This window comes from Citrobacter sp. Cb004 (assembly GCF_030337065.1).
Classification (GTDB): domain Bacteria; phylum Pseudomonadota; class Gammaproteobacteria; order Enterobacterales; family Enterobacteriaceae; genus Citrobacter; species Citrobacter braakii.
In genome coordinates this window covers 208,965-234,385 of the sequence record NZ_JAOWCH010000066.1, presented here as the reverse complement: position 1 = coordinate 234,385, position 25,421 = coordinate 208,965, and the positions used below count along the sequence as shown (strand labels likewise).

The window sequence follows — 25,421 nt, the reverse complement described above, 5'->3', positions numbered from 1 at the left end:
TCTTCAAAAGCGAGCTACTGCGGCTGACACGCCGCCAGCGATCTGCGTTGCTGTCCTTTTTCATCGAAGTTGTCGGCAGCCAGCCAGCGCTGCAAAACAGCGTCGCACTGGGGCCATTCGCTATCAATCATCGATAACCAGTCGCTGTCGCGATTACGCCCCTTGCGCACAATCTTCTGGCGAAAACGTCCTTCGAAGATAAACCCAAGGCGCTCCGCCGCCCGACGGGAAGCCGTGTTCAGAGAGTCACATTTCCACTCCACGCGACGATGGCCCAACGCAAACGCCTGGCGCAGCAACAGCCAGATGCTTTCGGTGCCGAGTACCGTATTTTTCATGCGCGGTGACCAGGTCACATGACCAATTTCAACCGAACCATGCTCCTGTTCGATCGCCATAAAGCACACCAGCCCCACCGCACGACCGGAACGCTGTTCAATGACAGCATAGGGAACCAGAGATGCATCCGTGGATTTGCCCTCTACCCAGCAAGCTGTGGCCTCAACGCTCGTGGGGCGAGAACTTGCAAGCCAGGTCCAGTCGCGATCGTCTGGCGCCTGCGCGTAAGCATCAAACAGATCGGCGGCATGGCTGTCGGCATCCAGGGGAACCAGTCGACAATATTGCCCTGCAAGTTCTTCCCGCGGCAGTACGGCGGCACCATTCCAGTCAGGCACAATATCGCCGACGGTCTGTCCATAAAGATTAATTTCCGGCACGATTCAACCCCTGTTGCGAAGTAAAAAATAGTTATAACACCGGCCATTTCGCCTTCAAAGCATCGCGGGGGGATTTCTGACATCGAACAGAAAATCAGCGGCCCTTCTATATGCAGCTTGCAAGATGACGCGTCTATACTGATTAAAAATCAACGCTGAAGAGAACACTATGTCCCTACCCGATTTTCATGTTTCAGACCCTTTTACGTTAGGCATTGAACTGGAAATGCAGGTGGTCAATCCTCCGGGCTACGACCTGAGCCAGGACTCTTCCCGACTGATTGACGCCGTAAAGCCGCAGCTCACCGCCGGAGAAGTAAAGCACGATATCACTGAAAGTATGCTGGAGATGGCGACCGGGGTTTGTCGCAATATCGACCAGGCGAGTGCTGAATTATCCGCCATGCAGCAGATAATCTCGCGGGTTGCTGCCGAGCATCACCTCGCCATCTGTGGCGGCGGTACGCATCCGTTTCAAAAATGGCAACGTCAGGAAGTCTGCGATGACGAACGCTATCGGCGCAACCTGGAAAATTTTGGCTATCTTATTCAGCAGGCGACGGTATTCGGCCAACATGTGCATATCGGCTGCGCAAACGGCGATGATGCTATTTACCTCCTGCACGGCCTGTCGCGATTTGTTCCCCATTTTATTGCGCTCTCTGCCGCCTCACCTTATATGCAAACGTCCGACACGCGGTTTGCCTGCGCGCGGCTGAATATTTTCTCTGGATTTCCCGATAATGGCCCGATGCCGTGGGTGAATAACTGGCAGGAATTTGAGGGGTTATTTCGTCGACTGGCTTACACCAACATGATTGATAGCATTAAAGATTTACACTGGGATATCCGTCCCAGCCCGCACTTTGGTACGGTAGAGGTTCGCGTCATGGACACTCCGCTAACCCTTGAACACGCAGTCAATATGGCGGGACTTATTCAGGCTACCGCCCACTGGTTGCTCACTAAACGGCCATTCAAGCACCAGGAGCGTGATTACCTGCTGTATAAATTTAACCGTTTTCAGGCCTGCCGCTTTGGCATGGCGGGAATCATCACCGACGTCAATACCGGCGATGGGCACCGCCTGTCAGATGACACGCTACGGCTACTGGAGAATGTCGCCGCTTCTGCGGACAAAGTAGGCGCGACCAGCGCGATTGAATCCTTACGCCTGCAGGTTAAAAATGGTCATGATGAAGCGCAGAGCATGCGTGATTTTGTCGCCGATGGCGGATCTCTGAGTGGTCTGGTGAAAAAACATTGTGAGATTTGGGCCGAGCTGTAAGCGTGGCGTTTGCGTTGCCCACAGAGATCCCGGACAATGGCTTTTTAACTCAAGTTTAACAATGCCATGAAACACCCGCTTGAATCACTGATGACCGCCGCAGGGATCCTGCTGCTGGCTTTTTTGTCTTGCCTGCTGCTGCCCGCCCCCTCACTGGGCATTGTGCTGGCGCAAAAACTCGTCGCCACCTTTCATCTAATGGATCTCAACCAATTTTATACTTTGCTGTTTTGTCTGTGGTTTTTACTGCTGGGGGTGATTGAATATTTTGTACTGCGTTTTATCTGGCGGCGCTGGTTCTCGCTGGCGGATTAGACCCGCGAGAACCCTTTGCCGTTAATGCGTTCGGCTATGATTTTCTTTGCGATACGCGCCCGGCGGCTGGCTGAACGTACGGGTGAAAATTCGCGTAAAGGTCTGCTGCGAATCGAATCCGTATTTCAAACAGATGTCATACACTTTCTGGTCGGTATCGCGTAGATCGCGCGCCGCCAGTAGCAGCTTACGCTCGCGGATGTAGCGCCCGAGGCTTTCACCTTTGTACTGCATAAAAAGACGCTGCAGGTGCCATTTGGAATATCCCGCATGGCGTGCAATATCATCAATGCGCAATGGCTGATTCAAATTATCATCAATCCATTCAACAATCGTATCAATGACCTGAGCAGAAATCGTCATCATGCTCTCCCCTGTATTCATTGAGTCGCCTGTTGCCACCAGGCCGTAAACGGTTGGTCCGGTTCGGACAGTATTACCGGTTCACCCAGCATTGGCGTCAGTAGTCGGTAATCCTGACGACGGCTGGCAAGCGCCAGTCGTTTGTAGGGATCATCCCAGGTATGTTTCGCCAGAACGAAACGGCCGGCATGCCCTGGCAACACGGCTTTCGCATGCAGATCGGCCGCGGCCTGCGCCGTCTCTTCTGGCATCATGTGAATAAACTTCCAGTCCTGGTCATATTGACCGTTCTCCATAATCGCCAAATCAACCGAGCCAAACTGCTCACCGATGGCTTTAAAATGCGGTCCATAGCCGGAATCTCCGCTGTAATAAACGTTCTGCTCCGGCGTTTCGAACATGAAGCTCGCCCATAGCGTCTGGTTGCGCTTGATACCGCGCCCCGAAAAATGACGAGCAGGCAGCACATGAACGATCAGTGAATCCGTCACTCTGACGGACTGATTCCAGTCCCGCTCTTCGATTATCTCGCTGCGCATCCCCCAGTAACGCAGATGCGACCCTACGCCGAGCGGCGTAATCACTCGCTTAATTTTCGGCATTAACGCCTTGATAGTGGCGAGATCCAGATGGTCATAGTGATCGTGCGAGATAATGAGCAGATCGATCTCCGGCATCGTCTGTGCAGTCCACGGATAATCCCCGGCAAAGGCTTTGTTCAGGAATGAAAACGGTGCGGCATAATTGCTAAATACCGGATCAATCAGGATACGTTGACCCGCCAGCTGCAAATACCATGAGGAGTGGCCCAGCCAGACCAGAGTATCCTGCTGTGGCGAAAGTCCGGCGAGATCGGTTGCCACCAGCGGTAACGGCTGCGCCGGGCGCGCATTATCACGCTTAGCGACCAGAAACTCCCACCAGGCCGCCAGCATACCTTTGTTGCCGGTATAGCCCGGTGTCGGCACCTGGTTATGAAACTGCCCTTCACGATAGTGAGGTGACTGTTCAACCAAACTCAGTTGTGCCCCTTGCGGGGCCTGACCAAACCCGGCATTGAGTACAAACGGTAAACTTGCAGCTGCGGCAATAAGCATAATAACAACCACACAAACTGTGAGACGCTTCATATCCTGACCTTAAACGCGCCCCTTTCCGCTGGTTTGCGCGACTGACTCTTGATTATGAGTGAGTAAGCACTCATTATAGAAATCGAAAGTTCGCCGTCAAGATGATTTTCAATCTTTGACATTCGCCGTTGCGGTGCTGCAAAGGCCGTGATTCAATCATGTTTTTTACAGACTTAAGGGTAAAGTGTAGTGGCTCGTCCGAAGAGTGAAGACAAAAAACTGGCATTACTGGAAGCTGCAACCACAGCATTTGCACAATCAGGCATTGCGGCATCTACCGCCGTGATAGCCCGCAATGCAGGGGTTGCGGAGGGGACGTTGTTTCGCTATTTCGCAACCAAAGATGATTTGATCAACGAGCTTTACCTCTTTTTGAAGCAAGACCTTTGTCAGTCGATGATGGCAAATTTGGATCGATCGGTGACCGATGCCAAAACCATGACTCACTACATCTGGAACAGCTACATTAGCTGGGGCCTGAACCATACCTGCGGGCATCGCACGATTCGCCAGTTGGCCGTCAGCGAGAAAATCAGCAAAGAAACGGAACAGCAGGCTGACGATATGTTCCCGGAACTGCGCGATCTTTGTCATCGCTCCGTACGACCTGAGTTTATGTCTGACGAGTATCGCGCCTTTGGCGACGCGCTGTTTCTTTCTCTGGCAGAGACCACCATGGAGTTCGCCGCCCGCGATGCGGCTCGCGCAAAAGAATATATTTCGATGGGATTTGAGGCGATGTGGCGCGCACTCACCCGTGAGGAAAAATAATGGACGGCCAGACCTTACATGCCTGTGCAAAGCGCCTTGCGCTCGAACTGCCTTTTACCGAGCACTGCTGGCCATTCGGCCCGGAATACGATGTCTTCAAAGTCGGCGGCAAAATTTTTATGCTGGTCTCAGAGCTTCGCGGACGCCCGCTGGTTAACCTGAAAGCCGATCCGCAAAAGTCACTGTTAAACCAGCAGATCTACCCCAGCATTGAACCCGGCTATCACATGAATAAAAAGCACTGGATATCGGTCTACCCAGGCGACGACATTACCGAGTCATTACTGACGGAGTTGGTAAATGATTCATGGCATCGCGTCGTAGACGGCCTGGCGAAGCGGGATCAAAAACGCCTGCGTCCAGGTTGATTTATCGTTAACTCCGATAAGTGTTTTTGCATTTTCCTGTCTTATCTTTTTCTTGCTAACCCTGTACCCTGCTGAAACAAAACGCACCCGCAGGGTATGAAAAATCACCAGGAGTAGTTATGGATATTGTTTCTGTCGCCTTAAAACGTTACTCCACTAAGGCATTCGATCCGAATAAAAAACTGACCGCTGAGCAAGCCGAAAAATTAAAAACGCTGCTGCAGTTTAGTCCGTCCAGCACCAACTCTCAGCCGTGGCACTTTATCGTTGCCAGCACTGACGAAGGTAAAGCGCGCGTAGCGAAATCCGCAGCCGGCGGCTTTGTATTCAACGAACGTAAAATGTTGGATGCTTCCCACGTCGTGGTGTTCTGCGCCAAAACGGCGATGGACGATGCCTGGCTGGAGCGCGTGGTGGATCAAGAAGAGCGCGATGGCCGTTTCGCCACCCCTGAAGCCAAAGCCGCAAACCACAAAGGCCGTACCTTCTTTGCCGACATGCATCGCAAAGAGCTGAAAGATGACAACCACTGGATGGCAAAACAGGTGTATCTGAACGTCGGTAACTTCCTGCTGGGCGTGGCGGCGATGGGTCTTGATGCGGTGCCGATCGAAGGCTTCGATGCGGCGGTGATGGATGCAGAATTTGGCCTGAAAGAAAAAGGATTCACCAGCGTAGTTGTGGTCCCGGTGGGTCATCACAGCGTAGAAGATTTCAACGCCGCGCTGCCAAAATCTCGTCTGCCGCTGGAAACAACACTGACGGAAGTTTAATCCCCGCATTTGCATAAGCTCTACACAGCGGTCATCATAGACCGCTGTTTATTAAGGAGACGTTATGCAGGAATTGATATCTCAGGTAGAAGAACTCGGCATTGAAATAAATCATACCACCTCACTGGTGATGATTTTTGGCATTATTTTTATCACCGCCATTATTGTTCACGTTATTTTGCACTGGGTGGTATTACGCGCATTTGAAAAGCGCGCCAACGCCAGCTCCCGCCTGTGGCTACAAATCATCACGCAGAACAAGTTATTTCACCGGCTGGCATTCACCCTGCAGGGTATCATTGTCAATATACAGGCCGCACTCTGGTTACAGAAAGGCAGTGAAGCAGCAGAAATATTAGTAACCTGCGCACAGCTGTGGATCATGATGTACGCCCTGTTGTCCTTGTTTTCCCTGCTGGACGTCATTCTCAATCTGTCGCAAAAATTCCCTGCCGCATCGCAATTGCCGCTAAAAGGCATATTTCAGGGCATCAAGCTCATCAGCGCTATTGTCGTCGGAATATTGATGATTTCCCTGCTGATTGGTCAGTCACCGGCAATATTGATAAGCGGTCTGGGTGCCATGGCCGCCGTGTTAATGCTGGTGTTTAAAGATCCGATCCTCGGGCTGGTGGCTGGAATACAGCTTTCAGCCAACGATATGTTGAAGTTGGGTGACTGGCTGGAAATGCCTAAATACGGCGCAGATGGCGCGGTGATTGATATTGGCTTAACCACCGTAAAAGTGCGCAACTGGGATAACACCATCACCACTATCCCAACCTGGTCACTGGTATCGGACTCTTTTAAAAACTGGAGTGGGATGTCGGCTTCCGGTGGGCGACGCATTAAACGCAGCATCAGCATTGATGCTACCAGCATTCATTTTCTTGATGAGGATGAGCGTCAGCGGCTGCATAAAGCGCACCTGCTGAAACCGTATTTGACCACGCGCCATCAGGAAATTGACGAGTGGAATCAGCAGTTAGATGCGCCTGAATCGGTATTAAACCACCGTCGGATGACGAATATTGGCACCTTCCGCGCCTATCTGAACGAATATTTGCGTCATCATCCGCGGATTCGCAAAGATATGACGTTAATGGTGCGCCAGCTTGCGCCAGACGATCACGGCTTACCGATCGAAATTTATGCCTTTACCAATACGGTGGTCTGGCTGGAATATGAAAGTATTCAGGCTGATATTTTCGACCATATATTCGCCGTGATCGAAGAATTTGGCTTGCGCATTCATCAGTCGCCCACCGGAAATGATATTCGCGCGCTGTCAGGCGCGTTTCAACGCTAACGCTCAGGTACTGGCGCGTGAAATATAGCGCCAGTCCATCATCACCCTTTCCGTCTGCGCGTCAGGATTTTCTATTTTATTCAGCAGCAATCCTACCGCTTTGCGGCCTATATCCCGCGAGGGCTGCTCAATGGTCGAAAGCTGTGGGGAAACCATTTCTGCCAGTTCCGTACCGTCGAATCCCACGACGGCGATATCCTGCGGGATCTGTAATCCGGCATTGAGAATAGCACGCATCGCGCCAGCGGCCAGCGTGTCCGATACGGCAAACACCGCGTCGGGTTTCACCTCTGCGGCAAGCAATGTTTTCATCGCCGCAATTCCTGCGCTGGAACTTAATTCCCTGGCGTATTCTACGGCCTGATACTCAAGCGACAGCGCATGCAGCGCCGCTTTATAGCCACGTTCGCGCAACCGGGCGTATTTATAACTCAGATCATGATTGATTAGCGCAATGCGTCGATAGCCCTTTTCCACCAGGTGAGATATTACCGACTGCGCAGCGTCAACATCGTTAATCCCTACGCAGGAAACCGCGCCTTTATCAGCATATTCCGCACACTGAACCCAGGGAGCGTCGCCAATCAGCGTGGTCAGTTCCGGTAATTTTGAGAATGCATCCATGGTGATAATGCCATCAACGATTTTCCCAGACAGCAGCTTTAGCGCCGATTTTGAGCGGGCGGTATCCGAGCCGGAATTACACAGCAAAATGCGATAGCCATTCTTTTCCGCCTCTTCTTCAATGCCTTTAACAACCTCTGCACAAAAAGGGTTGGCAATGTTGGAAACCATCACCAGAATCATCGAACTGCGTGCCGTACGCAGCTGACGAGCCAGCAGGTTGGGCTGATAATTGCTTTCTTTAATAGCCTGTAGCACGCGCTCGCGATTTTTGGCTTTGACGGTATCACTGTGATTCAGCACACGCGATACCGTCGCCACCGACACACCGGCAAGCTGGGCGATTTTTTGAATAGACATAACGACGACAAGTCCTGCGGTTTAGGCTTTACGTTGAGGCTACCATAAAATCACTGCCCGGCGAACCGGGTGCGTGTTTAGCGCTGCACTGATACCCAGCGCTGCTGCTGATGGCTTTTTATAATCGCATCAATGATATACATCACATCCGCACCATCAGAAAATGACGCAAATCGACGCTCAGCCGTCGCGGGCATTTTGCCTGCCTGCACCGCCTGATAGAACTGCTGCATCATATTCTTGAACGCATCCGGCCAGCCCTCAATATGCCCACCCGGAAAGTGCGCACTGGCAGCAACATCCGCATTCATCAATCCTGGGTCATCGGTCAGGATCTGGTTCGCCTGCTGACGGTGCCCGATCCAAAGTTGTTGCGGCGTTTCCTGATCCCAGTGCAGTGAACTCTGGCTACCGTTAATTTCAAAGCTCAGGTGATTCTTGCGCCCGGCACTCACCTGTGAAACGCTAAAGCAGCCTTTGCTACCATCGTCAAAACGTACCAGCACCGATCCACAATCTTCCGTCGTCACCGCTTTATCCTCAAATTGCAGGTCAGCCGTTTGCTGGCCAAACGTAGCGTTACTGGCGATGCTGGCTTTTCGTACCGGCCAGACGATAGCCAGATCGGCCATCACCTCGACAATACGTTTTCCAGTGACGAATTGCACCGTGTCACACCAGTGGGAACCGATATCCGCAACCGCCCGTGAGTTGCCGCCCTGTTTGGCATCGACCCGCCAGTTGTAGTCAGTTTCCAGCAGCATCCAGTCCTGCAAATAGCTCCCCTGGACAGCAAACAGACGCCCTACGCTACCGCGCCTGACCATGCTGGCAGCCTGTTGTACCATCGCAAACTGACGATAGACAAAGCTCACGCCGTGCACCACTCCTCCCTGCTCCGCCAGCGTTTCCAGTTCACGAGCCTCATCAGGCGTCATACACAGCGGCTTTTCTGAAAACACGTGCAGACCCGCGCGTAAAATCTGCCGATTGATGTCGGCATGCAGATGATTCGGCGTACAGTTATGCACCACCTGCAGTCCGGGATGCGCCAGCAGCGCCTCAACGCTGCCGTACGCCTGAGGAATATGAAGAGCATCTGCACGTTCCTGAGCAACCGCCAGCGAGCTATCACAGAGCGCCACCACGTTCACACCGCCGAGTCGACGCAACGCCTCGATATGTGCAGGCCCAATAAAACCGCTGCCAATAATGCCAACCTGTATCATTTGCGTACCTCATCGCCAGCGGCGAAATCATCAAATGCGCGTGAAGAAACCGGAATAATGTGGCGGCGTATAAAATCGCTCCCCTCACGCGCCCCGGTTTGCGCGTCTTTCAGGCAACACTCCCATTCCAGTACCGCCCAGCCAGGGAAATCATATTGTGTGAGCTTGCTGAAGATGGTTTTGAAATCGACCTGACCGTCCCCCAGGGAACGGAAACGCCCAGCGCGATCGAGCCACGGCTGATAACCGCCATAGACACCACTGCGGCTACTGGCGTGGTACTCAGCGTCCTTGACGTGAAACGCTTTAATGCGCGAGTGGTAAACATCGATAAACCCAAGGTAATCCATCTGCTGCAATAACAGATGGCTCGGGTCATAGAGAATGTTGCAGCGAGGATGATGATTAACCAGCGCCAGAAAGCGCTCGAACGTTACGCCATCGTGCAGATCTTCACCGGGATGGATTTCAAAGCAAACATCCACCCCATGATGATCAAAGCGATCGAGAATGGGTCTCCAGCGGCGCGCCAGCTCCAGAAAAGCCTCTTCGAAGCGCTGACGGTTATGCGGTGGCCACGGATAAAAGAAGGGCCAGGCGAGCGAACCTGAAAACGTAGCATGCGCCGTCAGCCCCAGTCTTTGCGAAGCCGCAGCAGCCTGGTGGAGGGTTTCGACGGCCCACGCCTGCCTGGCCTGCGGATTAGCGCGTACAGATGGCGGAGCAAATCCGTCAAAAGCGTCATCGTAAGCCGGATGGACGGCAACCAGTTGGCCTTCAAGATGGGTAGATAGTTCGCTAATCACCAGCCCATGCCCGGCCAGCATCCCACGAATATCATCACAATAGGCCTGACTTATGGCTGCTTGTTCAACATCAAACAAAGACTTGTGATTACACGGGATTTGTAATGCCTTATAGCCCAGCTCCGCCGCCCATTTTGCCACGCCTTCCAGGGTGTTAAATGGGGGACGATCCCCGATAAATTGCGCCAGAAAAATGCCAGGCCCCTTGATGGTTTTCATAACCCCTCCTGAAAATTACGCCTGCTCTTTGTCGTCATACTTGAAAGAGAAAAGGAAAATCACGGCAATCACTGCGGCAGCCACTGCCGGGATCCACCAGAATGTGGTCCACGCCTGAGGCACCGTTTGCCCCGCCACCAGACGGTTGTAAAGTGCGCCTGAAATTTGCGAACCAAGCAGCATACCGATCCCATAGGTAAACATAACGATCATGCTTTGCGCCTGACCTTTTACTTTCTCCCCGGCAATACGATCGGTGTAAATAAAGCCGACCACGAAGAAGAAGTCGTAGCACACGCCGTGCAGCAGAATGCCGAGATACAGCAGGAATCGGCCCTCTTCGCTGATGCCGAGGGCAAAGAATGCGTAGCGCACAAACCAGGCGCACATCCCGATTAACAACATGTATTTCACGCCCAGACGCCTGAACAGGAACGGGATCACCAGCATGAAGAAAATTTCAGACATCTGACCAAACGACATCGCCGTACTGACATCGCCAACGCCCGCATCAGCAAGAAACGACGCGGTATATGCGTAATAGGTTCCCAACGGTACAGAAATAAGCGTCGCGCAGAGCGAGAAGACAAAAAAGTGACGAACCTTGAGTAAGGCGAAAGCATCCGCACAAAACAGATCGCGCACTTTTACCGGCAGTCCTTTCGCCGGTGCGGGCGTGTTGGGCAACGTCAGGCTGTAGAGCGCCAGAATCACAGAAATAACCGCCGCCAGCGTAAAGATGCCGGTAGTATCCGAGATTCCGGTTACGCCGATAAAAATCCCCGCGACAATCCAGCCAATGGTGCCAAACACCCGCACCACCGGGAAAGTTTTGTCTTTATCCGACAGGCTATGAAAAGCAATGTTGTTGGTAAGCGCCAGCGTTGGCATGTAGCACAATGTGTAGCCAAACAGCAGACCAATCAACAGCGCACCGTTTTGCGCCACCAATGCCTGCGGAACAAACCAGAGGATCGCCGCGCCTGCAAGGTGCATCACCGCCATCACCTTTTGCGAGGCAAAGAAGCGGTCTACCAGCATCCCTAAGACGAACGGCGACAGAATAGAGGCAATGGGCCCGGCTGAAAAGGCATCGCCAATCAGCAGCGACATGTTGTGCTGGCTCATCACCAGCCCCAGCGTGACGGACCAACTTCCCCAGATAAAGAACTGTAAGAACATCATTAGCGACAGCCGGGGTACCAGCAGCCGGTACTGTACGTTCTGTTTTCCACTACTTTCGGTTGTTGACACCATTTTTTGCCTCACCTTTAAAAAGTAATCGATTACAAAATAGATTCAATAGAAAAGTAATCGATTACAAAACAAAGATCCTGCCAGCAAAGGCAAAATTGCGAGAGCGGTCACGATAAACATTGAGAGAAGATCCGATCCCATCCTGACGATGGGATCGGTAGAAACTTAGCGGGACTTACGACACAGCAGTTTGAAGGCAACGAACAGGAACAGGATCCACACCGGCAGGAGGATAGCTGACAGGCGCATATCGTCCATCGTACACATCAGCACCAGAATCATGCCAAGGAAAGCAATACACAGATAGTTCCCTGCCGGGTACAGCAGCGCTTTGAACTGCGTCTCACGTCCCTTACGACGCATCGCCGCCCGGAATCGCAGATGGGCCAGGCAGATCATAATCCAGTTCAACAGCAGCGTCGCCACCACCAGCGCCATCAGCAGACTAAAGGCCTTTTGCGGCAGGACATAGTTGATCAGTACGACCAGAGAGGTAATAGCACCGGAGAGGATCAGTGAATTCACCGGTACGCCGCGACGGCTGACGCGGGTTAAGAACTTCGGCGCGTTCCCCTGGACAGAGAGACCAAACAGCATACGGCTGTTAGAGTAGACGCCACTGTTATATACCGACAGCGAAGCCACCAGAATGACAAAGTTCAGCGCAGAAGCCACCACGTTGCTATCAAGATTATGGAAGATCATCACAAACGGGCTGCTGTTGGATTTCACTTCCACCCACGGGTACAGCGCCAGCAGCACCACCAGAGAACCGATGTAAAACAGCAGAATTCGGTACACCACCTGGTTTACCGCCTTTGGAATGCTTTTCTGCGGATCCTGCGCTTCTGCGGCAGTAATCCCGATAAGCTCAAGTCCGCCAAAGGAGAACATAATCACCGCCAGCGACAGGATCAACCCGTTCCAGCCGGTGGCAAAAAAGCCGTTGTAACGCCACAGGTTATCAATGCTTGCATGTTCCCCGCCGTGACCGGAAAACAGCATCCACACGCCAAAACCAATCATGCCGATAATGGCCAGCACTTTAATCAGCGCAAACCAGAATTCCGTTTCGCCATACAGACGTACGTTGACCAGGTTAACCGCGTTGATGATCACGAAGAATGCCGCGGCCCAAATCCAGGTCGGGACATCGGGCAGCCAGTACTGCATGTATATCCCAGCCGCGGTCAGTTCCGCCATGCCAACCAGCACAAACATCACCCAGTAGTTCCAGCCGGACAGAAATCCCGCGAACGGTCCCCAGTATTTATAGGCAAAATGGGCAAACGATCCGGAAACGGGTTCTTCCACCACCATTTCGCCCAGTTGACGCATAATCAAAAAAGCGATGATCCCGGCAACGCCGTAACCCAGTAACACCGCAGGTCCCGCCATCTGAATAGCCGGGCCAATGCCCAAAAACAGGCCGGTACCAATTGCGCCGCCCAGCGCAATTAATTGAATATGGCGGTTTTGCAACCCCCTCTGAAGCGTCGGCTCATTCGTTGACGCGGCATCAGACACGCTGGTGTCAGATGCAGTTGACGCGTTTTTCACGCCCTTCCCCTGTGTCGTTTTTATTGAAGGGGCTTCTTTTAACATTTCAACCTGGTTGTCGCAAGGCGCAATAAGGACCCGCTGTGCCCGTGGCATTGCGTTTGTTCATAATTACAGTGAATTATTCTGGACGAAAAGGCATCGCAGGCCACAGAATGCGCTTTACTGTTTTTCTAACATTTTCAAACGGGTGAACCCGCTGTGTTTCAGCCACTCGTTTTTGAGCCAGGCCAGGCAACGACTGTCATGAATAAGATCATCAAACGACTGGAAATCGTCAAAAGCGCTATTGAACTGGAAGATGAGGAGATTATTTTCCAGCAGGTAGATCATCTGAAAAATGAGCCTATGTCAGTCTTGCCAGGCACCATCGTTCAGGCGCTCGAAGCACGGCGCTTTAGTGACGCCCTACGTGAAATCACGGCCTGGCTGCAATCTCAACGGGCAGTCTCAACGTGGCAGGATCCTGCCATTGCCGCCAGTAAACTGGAACTAAAGGCGCTCGAAACACAGCTGCGTGACCTGATCGATAAGCGCAACACGCGCATTCAAATCCTCGATGATTTCAACGATCTGTATCATCTTCGCCTTGGGCCTCTGATGAGCCGGATCCTCGAGTTGCGTAAACAGCTCGCCGCCAGCGCCCAGCGCAAACAGGAAGCGGAGCGAAAACGCCGGGAACAAGACTATCAATCCTGCCAGCACTATATTTCCCAGGCCGTTGATCAACTGGCCAGGCTTAAGCAGCTCTGGATGAACCAGAATTCAGATTCGCGCGAATCGGTGGAAACACGTCAACGAATTCAGCAACAAACGGAGCTTATTACCGCCCTGCTGGCGGAGATTCGTGAGCTGGAAAACGACTTTTCTCGCCAGGACGACAGCGCAGCCCGTCAGGCACAGGAAGAAGCCAGCCATGAATATGATGAATATCAGGAGCAGCAGCAGGATGCGCAACATCGTTTTAGCCGGGACCAACGACTTTCTTCTGAAGAGCGTAATGAGTTAAAACGCCTGTGGCGTCAGGCCAGCCGTCTTTGTCATCCGGACGTGGTGGCGGACGATCTGAAAGAGAAAGCGCATCAGATGATGGTGCAGCTTAACCAGGCGCGCCAGAATGCCGACCTTGCTGCCGTTCGGGCGCTACTGACTCAATTGCAAAGCGGCCTCGAACCGATGATGGCGAGTGACCGATTGAACGATCTGCAGCATTTACGCAGCAAAATACAGCAGCTCAGAGAACAAATTAACGCACTACTCAAAGAGATTACCGAACTGGAAGCTGAGAACGCCTGGCGCCTTGCCACCTCCGTGACGGATAAAGAGGCTTACTTCTCCGATCAACAACGGGCGCTTACGGAAATCCGCAATACGCTGGAACAACAGGTGCAACAGGTTGAGCAGGAGCTGTTGGCGGGCTAAGCGCTATCAGCGATAGCAAGCAGAAAATACAACATCTTCAAGCGAGATTTGAAGGTTAAGCACCAAATGATAAAAATAGCACAAAATGCTTAGTTATTAAGATAAGTCAGAGTTATCAACTTAAATACTCGAGTTTTAGGTCGATAACTGCAAATAAGACAATATTTCTCTCTCCCACCGCTCTCCCTCTCTCTTTATCCTGGCCTTGATTAAGAATTCTCCTACCTGGCAATAGTCCCATTAAGAAGAATGATTATCTGTTTGAAATATAAGGTTTTTCATATAAATCCCCTCCAGTATAAATAGGAATACCCTGTCTTTATAGAAATGGCTGAAACATTATTCGCGTGATCCATAAGCGAAATCTATCAATCATTTACTCAGAGCTGAAATAAACGATTTATCTTAAATTTTAACAAAGTGTAATATCTACTTTAAGAATAGTTAATGATTCAAATTAATACAGAAAATATCTGTTGAATCTGCAATAAATAAGGATGCGTTCACACCAAAGAACGTCATACGAGATTTAATTAACATTTCATGCGTCGCAAGAAACTCTTTTTTAGCCTAAAAAAAGAGGCGACCGCCTGCACCAAAATTTCAAGGAGATCGTTATGTCTAAGGCTATTTTTTTGGGTGAATCAATTTATCCCTGGCTAGGCATGCGAGAAATCCTACGTGGTTCATCATTATATATTGATATCGCGTACTACTCCTCTCAGACGCTTTCTGCCGTCAACATAATCCCTTATGAAATGGATTGCATCATTATTAATCCTGACAACTCAGATTTTTTAAAATATGCCAGGATTATCCGCAACATGGCTTTACGCCCTGCCACAAAAATTATTGTTTTGGCAGATGAAGCTACTTTTTCTATTTTTCAAACCGTTTGCGGGAGGAACATGCTGTTCCTCGATCAAGACGCCAGCCTTGATCGGTTACTGCATGCCGTGACGTGCATATCACAAAACAAAAAACCACGTAATATCAAAGAAATAAATAACAAAATCACAGCAAACGAATTTAACGTAATGATGATGCTTGCCCGGGGGTGGTCACTGACTCAAATCGCTGGGGCATCACAAAAAAGTGAAAAAACCATCGGGGCGTACAAAAGCAACATTGCCAGAAAACTCGGGAAAAATAACTCCCGACTCAAGTACACCATTTCTCACTATAGCCAGCCGTAACTGACTTATTTAAGGACAATTATCACGGTTATTATTTAAAAGATTTCCTTTCGGCTCACTTTTTAATTCCGCATCGCACGGAAGGGAATCCTATTTCCAAAAATCTATTACCGGGTAGCACATCCGCGTGCCAACCATAGCCAACAACTCAATGTATTAACAATACACATAACAGGAATGTAGACGAGGGTTATATATGAACAAAGTTTACAGCATTATTTGGAACGCGGTGCTCGGTATCTGGGTGGTCGTTTCCGAATTAACCAAAGGAAAGAAAAAAAGCAGCTCGCGTAAAACTGTCGCCGTACTCACGGCCGGCGCATTAAGCGCTGCTTCAATGCAAGCTTCAGCAACTCCGATCATCGACATCGGTGAACATAATATTTTCACCGACTACCAGACAGGTATTTCTGTTGGGGATTATGAAGGTGTCCACGACTACGGATTCTTATATGAAGATATCACTGCTGGTCAGGCGCTCAATATCAGCGGCGCGATCCCAACCATCAGTCCGGGTCAAAGTGGCGTTGTTGAATCAACGACCATCAGAGAGCTACTGCAAACCGGTAAAATCACCCTACAGGCCACCAGCCCTGACCAGGGCGTAAAAACGATTACTACCGCCGAGGAGCTGGCGGAATACCTGACTTATAACCAATCATCAACGCCTTCGCAGAGCACAGAATTTGAGATTAACGACCCGGCGTTCCCCGGCGAAAAAACAACCATTAAAGTCTTTGATACTAACGCGTTAAGTAACTTTCTTACCGAATCACAGATTGGCGATTCGGCATTAAACACTTACGATCCGACGCAGTCTAAAATCTACAAACAATTTGGCATCGCGCTGGCGACAAACGGCTCCACGGCCAATCTGAATTTGGGCGACGACACGCTCAATGTACGCGCCAAAACCAATACCATCGAATTACTGGCCAAAGACTCCTCCTTACTGGAGGCTCAGGACGCGGGTAGCCAGGTTTACTGGCAATCCGATAACTTTATCAAATTTAACGCCGCCCCGGTTATTCCTGAAAAAACCTTCGCCGGCTCAGCGCAAACCTCCGTGTTTGGCGATGCTGTCACGCTCATGACCTACGGCTATGATACGGACGGCAAAGTCGTCGAAACGGGTGAGCGCACATTTAACATCACCAACACGCAGGAGTTGGCCGAATTTAACGACTGGCTGTTGGGCAATAGCAGCGACGCGGCGGAAAACCCGGAAGGCGAAAAAGTCAGCCAAATCCAGCTGTGGCTGGAAACGGATGAAGTCACTACCGTCACCGCAGCACAAACGAAGTATGCCGAGCTGATTGATGGTCTGATCAATTCCAGCAAGCCCTCTGACGTGCTCAGTTGGGATTACGACGTCTGGACAGACGGCTTATCGCATGCCAATAACGCGACCGCTGACCGCGGTGAGCTGCATGCTATTTACGCCAACGGCGCAGGCACCTCCGGCACCCTGAACAAAGATGCGATTCTTGCCGTTGACGGCAGTATTAATGGCGTCATGAAAGCCGTTGATGGCGGGGTTATCACAAACTTTGGCGAACTGAACGCATTACGAACGTCTACCGGGCAGAGCCTGGCGATTGGCATGCTGGCAAAAGACGCGACGGCAACCAACAACGGGATGATCAACTCCGGGCTGTTTATCGATAAAGACGGCAACCAAAACGTCAACAGCTATGGCGCATTTGGTATGCAAGGTCAAGGCACCAGCCAGATCGCTAACAACGGCATCATCAACCAGGCGATCACCACCGATAACTTTGGTACCGCTTCGGCAGCCGATCCCTGGAGCAAAGACGTCCCCGCTTCTTCGCTGACGCTGGCGATTGGTATGCAATTGTCTGACGATGCGCAAGGGGTCAACAATGGCGAGATTAACGTCGTAGACGGACGTAAAAGCGGTACATCCTTTGCCAGCGGCACCGCTTATGGCGTAGAAGTCGCCGGGAATGCCACCTTTACCAACGCTCAGAATGCCTCTATTTCTCTTGGTCGCGACGCAAGCGATCCGGCTAAAGATGTCACCATGGCAGGCGGTTCCAGCCTGAGCGCCGGTATTATGATCAAGAGCGCCAAAGAGGTGATTAACAACGGCCTTATCACGCTGGGAACCGGCGTCCGTAACGCCGCGGGGATTTTGGTCGGAAATGCCACGGGCAACGTCCTCAATACCGGCAATATCGTGATCAATGGCGGTTCTAAAGGGGGCAGCAGTAAAAACTACGGCATCTCCGTACACGACAGCGGCGCAGAAAATAATCAGGAAATCCGTAACGACGGCAAGATTAACGTGAATGGCACCAACAACGTAGGGATCCACGTTAGCGCCAATAACAAAAATGCCGAAGTCACCACCAGCGCTGCAGGCTCTATCGTGGTGGACGGTGAAGGCGGCGTCGGTAACCGTAACTACGCCATCTGGGCGGAAGGTGACGCCAACGGTCAGGCAGTGGTTAACGTCTATTCCAATATTACGCTGGATAAAGCCGGTAACATCGGCGTCCACGTGCGTGATAACGCCATCGCTAACGTTGACAGCTTAAGTAGCCCCTCATTTAACAGCACCGATCAGATTGGTTATTACCTGTATGGTAAGGGCGCTACCGCCAATATTGGTCAGGCGGTGATGAATGACAACGGTCAGGATCGCACCACCATTTTCCGTATCGCCAATGGCGCATTGCTGGCCGGTAATACCACTAACCCGAAAGATCAGTCCACCTCCAACCTGGATTTGACTCTCAGCGGTAACAATTCCGTGGGCGTACTCGCCACCGGCGCAGGCAGTAACGTAGATACCGGTGAAGCAACGTTCACCGTTAAGGGCACTGACTCTGCGGCGCTGGTTATCGAAGGCGGCGCGAAAGGGACCATCAGCGATAAAACCACCATCAATTTAACCGGTGAAAGAACCGTTGCCGGGGTTGTGGATGGTCAGGCGCATCAGTTGAATGGTAATACGCAGGGCAATGCCACGAGCACGACCCTCACCTCAAACGCGAAGATCACCTCTGAAGCCAGCGGCAACAAGGTAATCGCCTATGTGGCGAGGAATCTGGGCAACCTGATCCTCGATACCAAATCGATTATTGATCTGGCCAGCGTCGACAGCATCGGTGTCGATGTTCAAAAAGGCGGTAGCTTAACCAATAACTCCTCCCTCGCCCTGCATGTCAGCAACGGCATCGGCGTACGCGCCTCAGGCTCCAGCGCGCAGATTAATAAGCTGGGCAAAATTCAGGTTGATGATGGCACCGCTGGCGTTCTGTTAACCCAAGGGGCAAGCCTGCTGATTAACGGTATGACTGGCGACAGCATTACCACCGATGGCTCCGCTGACGGTATTCGCCTGGCCGAAGGCGCTGGCGCTCTGGCCGCGCAAAGCGTGATGATCCGCGCTGATGGTACCGGTGCCGGTATTCAAAACGATGCCAACAACACCAATATCACGCTGCGTGATGTCACCATCGACTCCAACGATGGCCCAGGGATCCGCACCAGCGTGGCGCTGACCATGAACGATGGGCTGAACAACATCCTCAACGTCAACGGTAAAGGTACCGGCTTCGCCTTTGAACAACGTAATGGCGACGCGGTGACGGGCAATCTAACCATCGGCAAAGGCTATACCATTGAGGTACTCAACAGCGAAGGCAGCGGTATCCGCGCCAATACGGACGGTCGTATCACCACCAATGCCGACATCAACGTGCATGACAGCGCAGGTGGTTCAGCAATCATCGCGAAAAATGTTAGCGCATTGACCAACAGCGGCAAGATTATCTCTGCCAGTACCACCTCACCGGTAATAGACGCCAGCGGCGACAGCAGTAAAGCCATCACCAACACGGGAACCCTGCAGGCCATCAACGACTCGGCCGTGGCAGTTCAGTCTGGTAAAGGCAATGACACCATCGATATCAGCGGCGGTGTGACCAGCGGCGTAATCAACACCGGTGAAGGTACGGATACCTTCAACTGGCGTAGCGGCTCTTATGCTGGCGAAGTGAATTTCGCGGGTACTGGCGGTAACAATAAAGCCAACATTGGCAATGTGACGCTGGATAAAACGCGCCACATCCTTACCGCAGCGGGTACGGGCAACGCCCTCACCTTCACTGATACAAAAGATGCGAAGATTGGTACGCTGGCTAGCGACAACCTGAATACCGGTACCAACATTGGCACCGGCTGGGATTCACTGACCATCAGCGGGTCAAATGCAGATGTACGCATCGTTGAAAACCTGAATCTGGCGAGCGAAACCCTTACTGTAAACAATGGTGCCACGCTGCGTACCGGCGACCACGTCGAACCAACCAGCACTGCCGCAAGCATTGGCGATTACAATGTCACCACCCAGGGCGCAGACAGCAAGGTTATCTTCGATACTCAGGGGGATACCTCAGCAGCACAGATCTATCGCGGCATCATCAGCGGCGACGGAAAATTTGAACGTGCGGCGGGCGGCACCACGGTGTTTACCGCTAACAACAGCTACACCGGCTCTACCACCATTGATCAAACCGGTACGCTGCAGTTAGGTGACGGTGGAAATGAAGGCGAAGTGAGCGCCGTCTCTGACATCATCGACAACGGCGTATTGGCGATTAATCGCGCCAACAACGTGCTGCTCAACGGTGTGATCTCCGGTATCGGCGCGCTACAGCAAATCGGTGGCGGCATTACCCGTCTGAACGGCAACAATACCTATACCGATAACACCACCGTTACCAACGGCACGCTGCTGGTGAATGGCGATCAAAGCGCGGCGCGCGGCGTCACCACCGTCAGCGGCACGTCCACACTTGGCGGTAAGGGCATTATCGGCGGTAACGTGCTGATGAACGATGCCACAACCATCAGCGCCGGTGACGGCGGTGCGGGTACGCTATCTGTTAACGGTAATCTGCAGCTTGGCAGCAAAACGACCTCCGCTTTCGAACTGGGCCAGGCCTTTACGCCAGGCGGTGCGCTAAACGATCTGGTGAACGTGGCAGGCGATCTGCAACTGGACGGGACCCTGGATGTTACCACTTCGCAAGGCGGTAACTTCGGACCGGGCGTGTACCGTATCTATAATTACGGCGGTACGCTGGATAACCAGACGCTGGAGCTGGGCGCAATACCGGAAAGTCAGGATAAGAGCTATATTTTTGTCCAGACCTCTATCGACAAACAGGTCAACCTGGTGAACGCCAACGGCGTTACCCTGCAGTTCTGGGACGGGGCGACGGTAAGTCAGAGCCACGGCGTGTCGGGCATTGAGGGCGACAGCAAAATTGACGGTGGCGATGGCAAATGGATGGCGATCGGCAGTCAGGGTGATAACAACTGGACCACGGCAACGGGCGAAGGTAACGCACCTTGGGCGCAGAAGTCCTTTGCCGTCTTCACCACCAAAGGTGGCACCGTTACCGTGGATAACGCCGCGGGAGAAGTTAACTTCTCCGGGGCACAGTTTGACGCCGATGGCTATGTCGTTAAAGGCGACGCACTTAACGCTTATGCCACCACGGAAAACGCGACCCACGCAGGCCAGACGCCGGGAACCGGTGAACTGCTGCTGCGCGTTGGCGCTGGTGGCGCGGGGCAAAACTATACCGCGACCATTGAGTCCGTCATCCGCGAAGCCAGCACGACTGACAAGCTGACGCTGGTGAAAACCGACCTTGGTCGTCTGATCCTCAGCGGTGATAACGCGTATCGCGGCGGCACACGCATTGATGGCGGTACGTTGCAGATTTCCGCCGACAGCAACCTCGGTCAGAGCGGAACCGACCTGGCTATCAACAACGGCTCCACGCTGCAGATGGGCGCGGACCTGACCAGCAATCGCACCATTGTGCTGGGCGCGAATGATAACGCGGCGGTGTTTGACCTCAATTCACATGATTTCACGCCAACAGGTGAGATTACCGGCGACGGTAAACTGAAAGTCACCAGCAGCTCAAGCGATGCGGGCAGTACCCTGTCGCTCAATCGCGCGAACAGCTATAAAGGCGACACAGAAATTGCCGGTACCGGAAATGCCAACAATGTGACGGTCAACGTCAGCAAAACCGGGGCCTTTGGTAGCAATGAAAGCAGCACCGTGAACGTCAATAACGGGGCAACGCTCAATGTCAGCGGAACAGAGACCAGCCTGAAATCCCTGACCATGAACATCGCCGACAGCCTGTTAACACTGGCGGATAACGTCACCGCCGCGAGCGCAAAACTGAACCTGACGGGCACAGCGAAAGCGCTGTTAACCGATAACGCCACCGCGGGCGAGGCGACGGTTAACGTGTCAAAAGACAGTACGTTGGCGCTGGAAGAAAACGCCAGCGGTGGTTCTGCTAGCGTGAATAACAGCGGACTGATGACCTTTGCGGACCAGGCGTTAGCAGAGAATACCGTCGTTAAAAACCTGGCGGGCGGCAAGGTCGATATCAGCGCAGTCGACAGCGCAACATCTATCGGCTCGTTGTCCGGCGCGGGGAATGTCGAACTGGGCAATAAAGAATTATCGCTGGGTAATCTGCATCTTGATGACACCATCAGCGGCATTATCAGCGGCAACGACGGCAGCCTGGTGAAAATCGGTGACGGCACGTTAACGCTGACCGGCGATAACACCTGGACCGGCACCACGGACGTCAATGAAGGCGTACTGCTGGTCAACGGTAATCAGTCTGCCGCGACCGGTCAGGTGACGGTGAAATCTGGGGCAACGCTCGGCGGGAACGGTATTATCGGCGGCGCGGTTGATGTACTGGATGACGGCCATATTACCGCGGGTGCGGCCATCAATAGCGTGGGTAAACTGACTACCGGTTCACTGACGCTCAGCGATAACGCACAGCTTGATTACCAGTTTGGTCAGGCCTATACCCCAGGCGGAGCCTTCAATGACCTGATAGATGTGAATGGCGATCTGACGCTCGACGGTAAGCTCAATATCCAGACCTCTCCAGGCGGAAGCTTTGACGTTGGTGTTTACCGCGTCATCAACTACACCGGCACACTAACCAACAATGTGATGGACATTGCCGACGCGCCGGAAGCTGCGGACAGCCTGTACGTACAAACCTCGGTTAAAAACCAGGTTAACCTGGTCAACCATGCCGGGCTGACGCTACGTTTCTGGGACGGCACCGGCGGTGAGAATGGCGAGCTGAAAAACAACGGCGTCATCAACGGCGGCGACGGTATCTGGCAATCCAGCCAGGGTAATGACAACTGGACAACGGATGAATCAACGCCAGAAGGCGCGCTGAATGCACCGTTTACCGATGCCGCGTTCGCCGTCTTCCAGGGTGAAGCGGGCAATGTAACCGTCGATAACAGCAAAGGCGACGTCATCATCAGTGGCGCACAGTTCGCCACCGATGGTTATCGCGTGGGCGGTGAAGCCATTACCACCGATACGGCTAATACGCTGATTCGCGTCGGCGATGGCACAGTAGACGGCGCTAACTACACCGCGACTATCGACAGCGTGATCCGCGGCACCGGCGGCTTGAATAAAGGCGACCTCGGTACGCTCATCCTCACTGGTGACAACACCTACAGCGGTGGAACCACCATCACCTCAGGTACGCTGCAGGTGGCGGGTGATACCAACCTTGGCGCACCAGAGACGGGAATTACCTTTAATGGTGGTACGCTGAAATATGGTGAAGCGTTTGATACCGCTCGTCAGGTGACTCTGGAATCCGGCGGCGGGACATTCGACACCAACGGACATAACGTTTCTCTGCTGACGGAAGTCGAAGGTAACGGTCAGTTGACCAAAACCGGTAAAGGCTCCCTCACCCTGACGCTGGATAACACCTACACCGGTGGCACCACCATCGAACAAGGCGTTTTACAGCTGGGTAACGGCGGTGATATCGGCAGCATTCAGGGGGATATCGTTGATAACGGCGTACTCAACGTCAATCGTGGCGATACCCTGGCGCTGACCGGTAATATCAGCGGCGAAGGCCAGCTGCATCAAACCGGCAGCGGTGTTACGGAGTTGCATGGTGAAAACAGCTACAGCGGCGCAACGCTGATTGCCAACGGTGTACTGCAGGCGGGTAATACCAACACTCTGAGTAGCGCATCACACCACTACGTTGTCGCTGACACTACCCTCAACACGCAAGGTTACAACCAGACGGTAGCGGGACTGAGCAACGGTGGCGATGTTTCACTCATCGGCCAGCAGACTGGCACAACGTTAACCGTCAAAGGGGATTACACCGGCGAAAAAGGGACTATCAACATGGCGGCCACACAAAATGGCAGCGGCGCAGGCATTGCCGACCGTCTGATTATCGATGGCGGTAAAGCCAGCGGTAGTACGCTATTGGATGTCGATGGTTCTGGTCTCGGCGCACCAACTATTGGTGATGGTATCGAAGTGGTAACCGCGCTCAATGGCGCAACCACTACGGCACAAACGTCACGAGACGCCTTCCATCTTGCCGCCGATCGTATGGCTGCAGGCGCATTTGAGTATAAACTGCATGCGGGCAACGCTCAGGGTCAGGGTGAAAACTGGTATCTGAGAAGCGAATATCGTCCAGAAACTATGCTGTATTCTGGTCTCGCCAGCGTCGTTCGTCAGGGCGACATCAGCCTGTTAGGCAACATGCACCAGCGTATGGGGGACGAGGTTAAACCGGGTATTGATGAAGACAATCGCGCCTGGGCAAGAATGATTGGCTACTCCGGTAAAACCAAACTGGATGATGCGGCTGGAACGCAAACCAGCTCCCACACCATGGGGATTCAGGTTGGCGTCGATATGTATGCCAACGAAAGCTGGAAAGCCGGGATGTATACCAGCATTCTTGATATCGACAGCAACGTGAAAGGCACGAAGACAGGCAGCGACGGCAAAGGCGGCAACATCGACGACAACGCGTTTTATGTCGGCGGCTACGCCACCTGGTTCTCAGGCGACGGGATGTATGTTGATAACGTCCTGCAATACGGTAACCATAAATCCCGCCTGGCGGCGACCGGTAACAACGGCTCGTATACCGTCAGAGGCAACACGCTGACGGCGTCGACAGAAGTGGGTAAATCGTTCCGTTTAGGCGCCAGCGCATGGAGTCTGGAACCTCAGGCTCAGTTAATCTATCAATACAGCGACTTTGATAACGGGCGGCTTGATGGTGTAACCCAAACGAAAGTGAAAATGGATACCGCGGATTCCTTTACCGCCCGTCTGGGCGTGCGTCTGGTCGCTGACTATGACACCAACCATGGCAAATTCCAGCCTTACGGCAGGGTCAACGTCTGGCAGGGTCTGGGTTCAAAAGACAAAACGCACTTTAGCAATGCGGTAGCCACCACCACGCTTGAGTCTTCACAACAGTACTCCAGCACTGAAGTTGCAGCCGGTCTGTCATGGTCTATCGACAGAAACCTGCAGGTCTACGGAGAGTTGGGTACGCAATTTAGCAACGGTGGCAGTAAGTCGCAGGTTGAAGCGCCGGTTAATGCATCAATTGGCTTTAAGAAATCGTTCTAAGCTGACATAAACTCGCTAGCCCTCTGTTTAACAGGGGGCTTTTTTTTGCCTGTCACGGATACAAAGCTACCTGATGCGCTTAACGTATCAGGCCTACGGACTTATTTTTATAGGCAGGAAAAGCGCGGGAGCGGCCCTCTGGCAACGCGAAACAAACGAGATTCAGGGGAACAACAGAGAGGG

17 protein-coding genes are annotated in these 25,421 nt (G+C 52.5%); 9 read left to right on the top strand and 8 right to left on the bottom strand.

Annotated elements, in window-relative coordinates; all coding sequences use genetic code 11:
* Positions 1–14 precede the first annotated feature (14 nt).
* Entirely contained in the window at positions 15–719 is a 705-nt protein-coding gene (locus OGV65_RS18335) for a GNAT family N-acetyltransferase (RefSeq protein ID WP_200079462.1), read from the bottom strand.
* 169 nt (positions 720–888) lie between these two features.
* On the opposite strand from OGV65_RS18335, the gene OGV65_RS18330 reads away from it, so the two are divergent.
* Both OGV65_RS18330 and OGV65_RS18325 read left to right on the top strand, forming a co-directional pair.
* Positions 889–2,007 (top strand): YbdK family carboxylate-amine ligase, encoded by a 1,119-nt coding sequence (locus tag OGV65_RS18330; RefSeq protein WP_286455309.1) that lies wholly within the window; start codon positions 889–891, stop codon positions 2,005–2,007.
* Between the two features lie 66 nt (positions 2,008–2,073).
* Positions 2,074–2,322: a DUF1158 domain-containing protein gene (locus OGV65_RS18325; protein WP_016152175.1), complete on the top strand. Its 249-nt coding sequence runs from the start codon at positions 2,074–2,076 to the stop codon at positions 2,320–2,322.
* Positions 2,323–2,343: 21 nt separating this feature from the next.
* On the opposite strand, the gene OGV65_RS18320 is transcribed toward OGV65_RS18325, so the two are convergent.
* On the bottom strand, positions 2,344–2,685 hold the full coding sequence (locus OGV65_RS18320) for a RamA family antibiotic efflux transcriptional regulator (RefSeq protein WP_003021996.1): 342 nt from the start codon (positions 2,683–2,685) through the stop codon (positions 2,344–2,346).
* A 17-nt stretch (positions 2,686–2,702) separates the two neighbouring features.
* Positions 2,703–3,815: an MBL fold metallo-hydrolase gene (locus OGV65_RS18315; protein WP_200046378.1), complete on the bottom strand. Its 1,113-nt coding sequence runs from the start codon at positions 3,813–3,815 to the stop codon at positions 2,703–2,705.
* A 189-nt stretch (positions 3,816–4,004) separates the two neighbouring features.
* On the opposite strand from OGV65_RS18315, the gene OGV65_RS18310 reads away from it, so the two are divergent.
* The 4 genes from OGV65_RS18310 to OGV65_RS18295 all read left to right on the top strand — a co-directional run bounded on the left by OGV65_RS18310 (position 4,005) and on the right by OGV65_RS18295 (position 7,036).
* Positions 4,005–4,586: a TetR/AcrR family transcriptional regulator gene (locus OGV65_RS18310; protein WP_016152173.1), complete on the top strand. Its 582-nt coding sequence runs from the start codon at positions 4,005–4,007 to the stop codon at positions 4,584–4,586.
* Entirely contained in the window at positions 4,586–4,954 is a 369-nt protein-coding gene (locus OGV65_RS18305) for an MmcQ/YjbR family DNA-binding protein (protein WP_016152172.1), read from the top strand. The genes OGV65_RS18310 and OGV65_RS18305 overlap by 1 nt, the downstream gene beginning before the upstream one ends.
* Positions 4,955–5,073: 119 nt before the next feature.
* Complete coding sequence (nfsB, locus tag OGV65_RS18300) at positions 5,074–5,727, top strand: oxygen-insensitive NAD(P)H nitroreductase (protein ID WP_016152171.1); 654 nt, start codon at positions 5,074–5,076, stop codon at positions 5,725–5,727.
* 64 nt (positions 5,728–5,791) lie between these two features.
* Positions 5,792–7,036 carry a mechanosensitive ion channel family protein gene (locus tag OGV65_RS18295; RefSeq protein ID WP_016152170.1) on the top strand — a complete coding sequence of 415 codons (1,245 nt, stop codon included), beginning with the start codon at positions 5,792–5,794 and terminating at the stop codon, positions 7,034–7,036.
* A gap of 3 nt (positions 7,037–7,039) precedes the next feature.
* On the opposite strand, the gene OGV65_RS18290 is transcribed toward OGV65_RS18295, so the two are convergent.
* The 5 genes from OGV65_RS18290 to pheP form a co-directional block, all read right to left on the bottom strand.
* The gene (locus OGV65_RS18290; RefSeq protein WP_286455308.1) at positions 7,040–8,020 is read right to left on the bottom strand and encodes a LacI family DNA-binding transcriptional regulator; all 981 of its coding nucleotides are present in this window, start codon (positions 8,018–8,020) and stop codon (positions 7,040–7,042) included.
* 77 nt (positions 8,021–8,097) lie between these two features.
* Positions 8,098–9,249, bottom strand: a complete 1,152-nt coding sequence (locus tag OGV65_RS18285; protein ID WP_141874945.1) for a Gfo/Idh/MocA family protein — start codon at positions 9,247–9,249, stop codon at positions 8,098–8,100.
* Positions 9,246–10,274: a sugar phosphate isomerase/epimerase family protein gene (locus OGV65_RS18280; RefSeq protein ID WP_279263484.1), complete on the bottom strand. Its 1,029-nt coding sequence runs from the start codon at positions 10,272–10,274 to the stop codon at positions 9,246–9,248. Before OGV65_RS18280 ends, OGV65_RS18285 begins: the two co-directional genes overlap by 4 nt.
* A gap of 15 nt (positions 10,275–10,289) precedes the next feature.
* A complete protein-coding gene (locus OGV65_RS18275; protein WP_016155933.1) occupies positions 10,290–11,531 on the bottom strand; it encodes an MFS transporter in 1,242 nt (413 codons plus the stop codon).
* Positions 11,532–11,696: 165 nt separating this feature from the next.
* Entirely contained in the window at positions 11,697–13,091 is a 1,395-nt protein-coding gene (pheP, locus tag OGV65_RS18270; protein WP_047415083.1) for a phenylalanine transporter, read from the bottom strand.
* 246 nt (positions 13,092–13,337) lie between these two features.
* Here pheP and OGV65_RS18265 point away from each other — a divergent pair, with 246 nt between their 5' ends.
* The 3 genes from OGV65_RS18265 to OGV65_RS18255 all read left to right on the top strand — a co-directional run bounded on the left by OGV65_RS18265 (position 13,338) and on the right by OGV65_RS18255 (position 25,238).
* Complete coding sequence (locus tag OGV65_RS18265; RefSeq protein WP_200013851.1) at positions 13,338–14,513, top strand: coiled-coil domain-containing protein; 1,176 nt, start codon at positions 13,338–13,340, stop codon at positions 14,511–14,513.
* Positions 14,514–15,130: 617 nt separating this feature from the next.
* Entirely contained in the window at positions 15,131–15,709 is a 579-nt protein-coding gene (locus OGV65_RS18260; RefSeq protein WP_047501815.1) for a helix-turn-helix transcriptional regulator, read from the top strand.
* Between the two features lie 196 nt (positions 15,710–15,905).
* Positions 15,906–25,238 carry an autotransporter outer membrane beta-barrel domain-containing protein gene (locus OGV65_RS18255; protein ID WP_286455307.1) on the top strand — a complete coding sequence of 3,111 codons (9,333 nt, stop codon included), beginning with the start codon at positions 15,906–15,908 and terminating at the stop codon, positions 25,236–25,238.
* Positions 25,239–25,421: the final 183 nt, after the last annotated feature.

Excerpts from the sequence above, each read along its gene's own strand:
- OGV65_RS18315 (WP_200046378.1), bottom strand. The coding sequence starts at position 3,815 with ATGAAGCGTCTCACAGTTTGTGTGGTTGTTATTATGCTTATTGCCGCA.
- OGV65_RS18325 (WP_016152175.1), top strand. The coding sequence starts at position 2,074 with ATGAAACACCCGCTTGAATCACTGATGACCGCCGCAGGGATCCTGCTG.
- OGV65_RS18290 (WP_286455308.1), bottom strand. The coding sequence starts at position 8,020 with ATGTCTATTCAAAAAATCGCCCAGCTTGCCGGTGTGTCGGTGGCGACG.
- OGV65_RS18260 (WP_047501815.1), top strand. The coding sequence starts at position 15,131 with ATGTCTAAGGCTATTTTTTTGGGTGAATCAATTTATCCCTGGCTAGGC.
- OGV65_RS18275 (WP_016155933.1), bottom strand. The coding sequence starts at position 11,531 with ATGGTGTCAACAACCGAAAGTAGTGGAAAACAGAACGTACAGTACCGG.
- OGV65_RS18330 (WP_286455309.1), top strand. The coding sequence starts at position 889 with ATGTCCCTACCCGATTTTCATGTTTCAGACCCTTTTACGTTAGGCATT.
- nfsB (WP_016152171.1), top strand. The coding sequence starts at position 5,074 with ATGGATATTGTTTCTGTCGCCTTAAAACGTTACTCCACTAAGGCATTC.
- OGV65_RS18285 (WP_141874945.1), bottom strand. The coding sequence starts at position 9,249 with ATGATACAGGTTGGCATTATTGGCAGCGGTTTTATTGGGCCTGCACAT.
- OGV65_RS18265 (WP_200013851.1), top strand. The coding sequence starts at position 13,338 with ATGAATAAGATCATCAAACGACTGGAAATCGTCAAAAGCGCTATTGAA.
- OGV65_RS18255 (WP_286455307.1), top strand. The coding sequence starts at position 15,906 with ATGAACAAAGTTTACAGCATTATTTGGAACGCGGTGCTCGGTATCTGG.
- OGV65_RS18320 (WP_003021996.1), bottom strand. The coding sequence starts at position 2,685 with ATGACGATTTCTGCTCAGGTCATTGATACGATTGTTGAATGGATTGAT.
- OGV65_RS18280 (WP_279263484.1), bottom strand. The coding sequence starts at position 10,274 with ATGAAAACCATCAAGGGGCCTGGCATTTTTCTGGCGCAATTTATCGGG.
- OGV65_RS18295 (WP_016152170.1), top strand. The coding sequence starts at position 5,792 with ATGCAGGAATTGATATCTCAGGTAGAAGAACTCGGCATTGAAATAAAT.
- OGV65_RS18305 (WP_016152172.1), top strand. The coding sequence starts at position 4,586 with ATGGACGGCCAGACCTTACATGCCTGTGCAAAGCGCCTTGCGCTCGAA.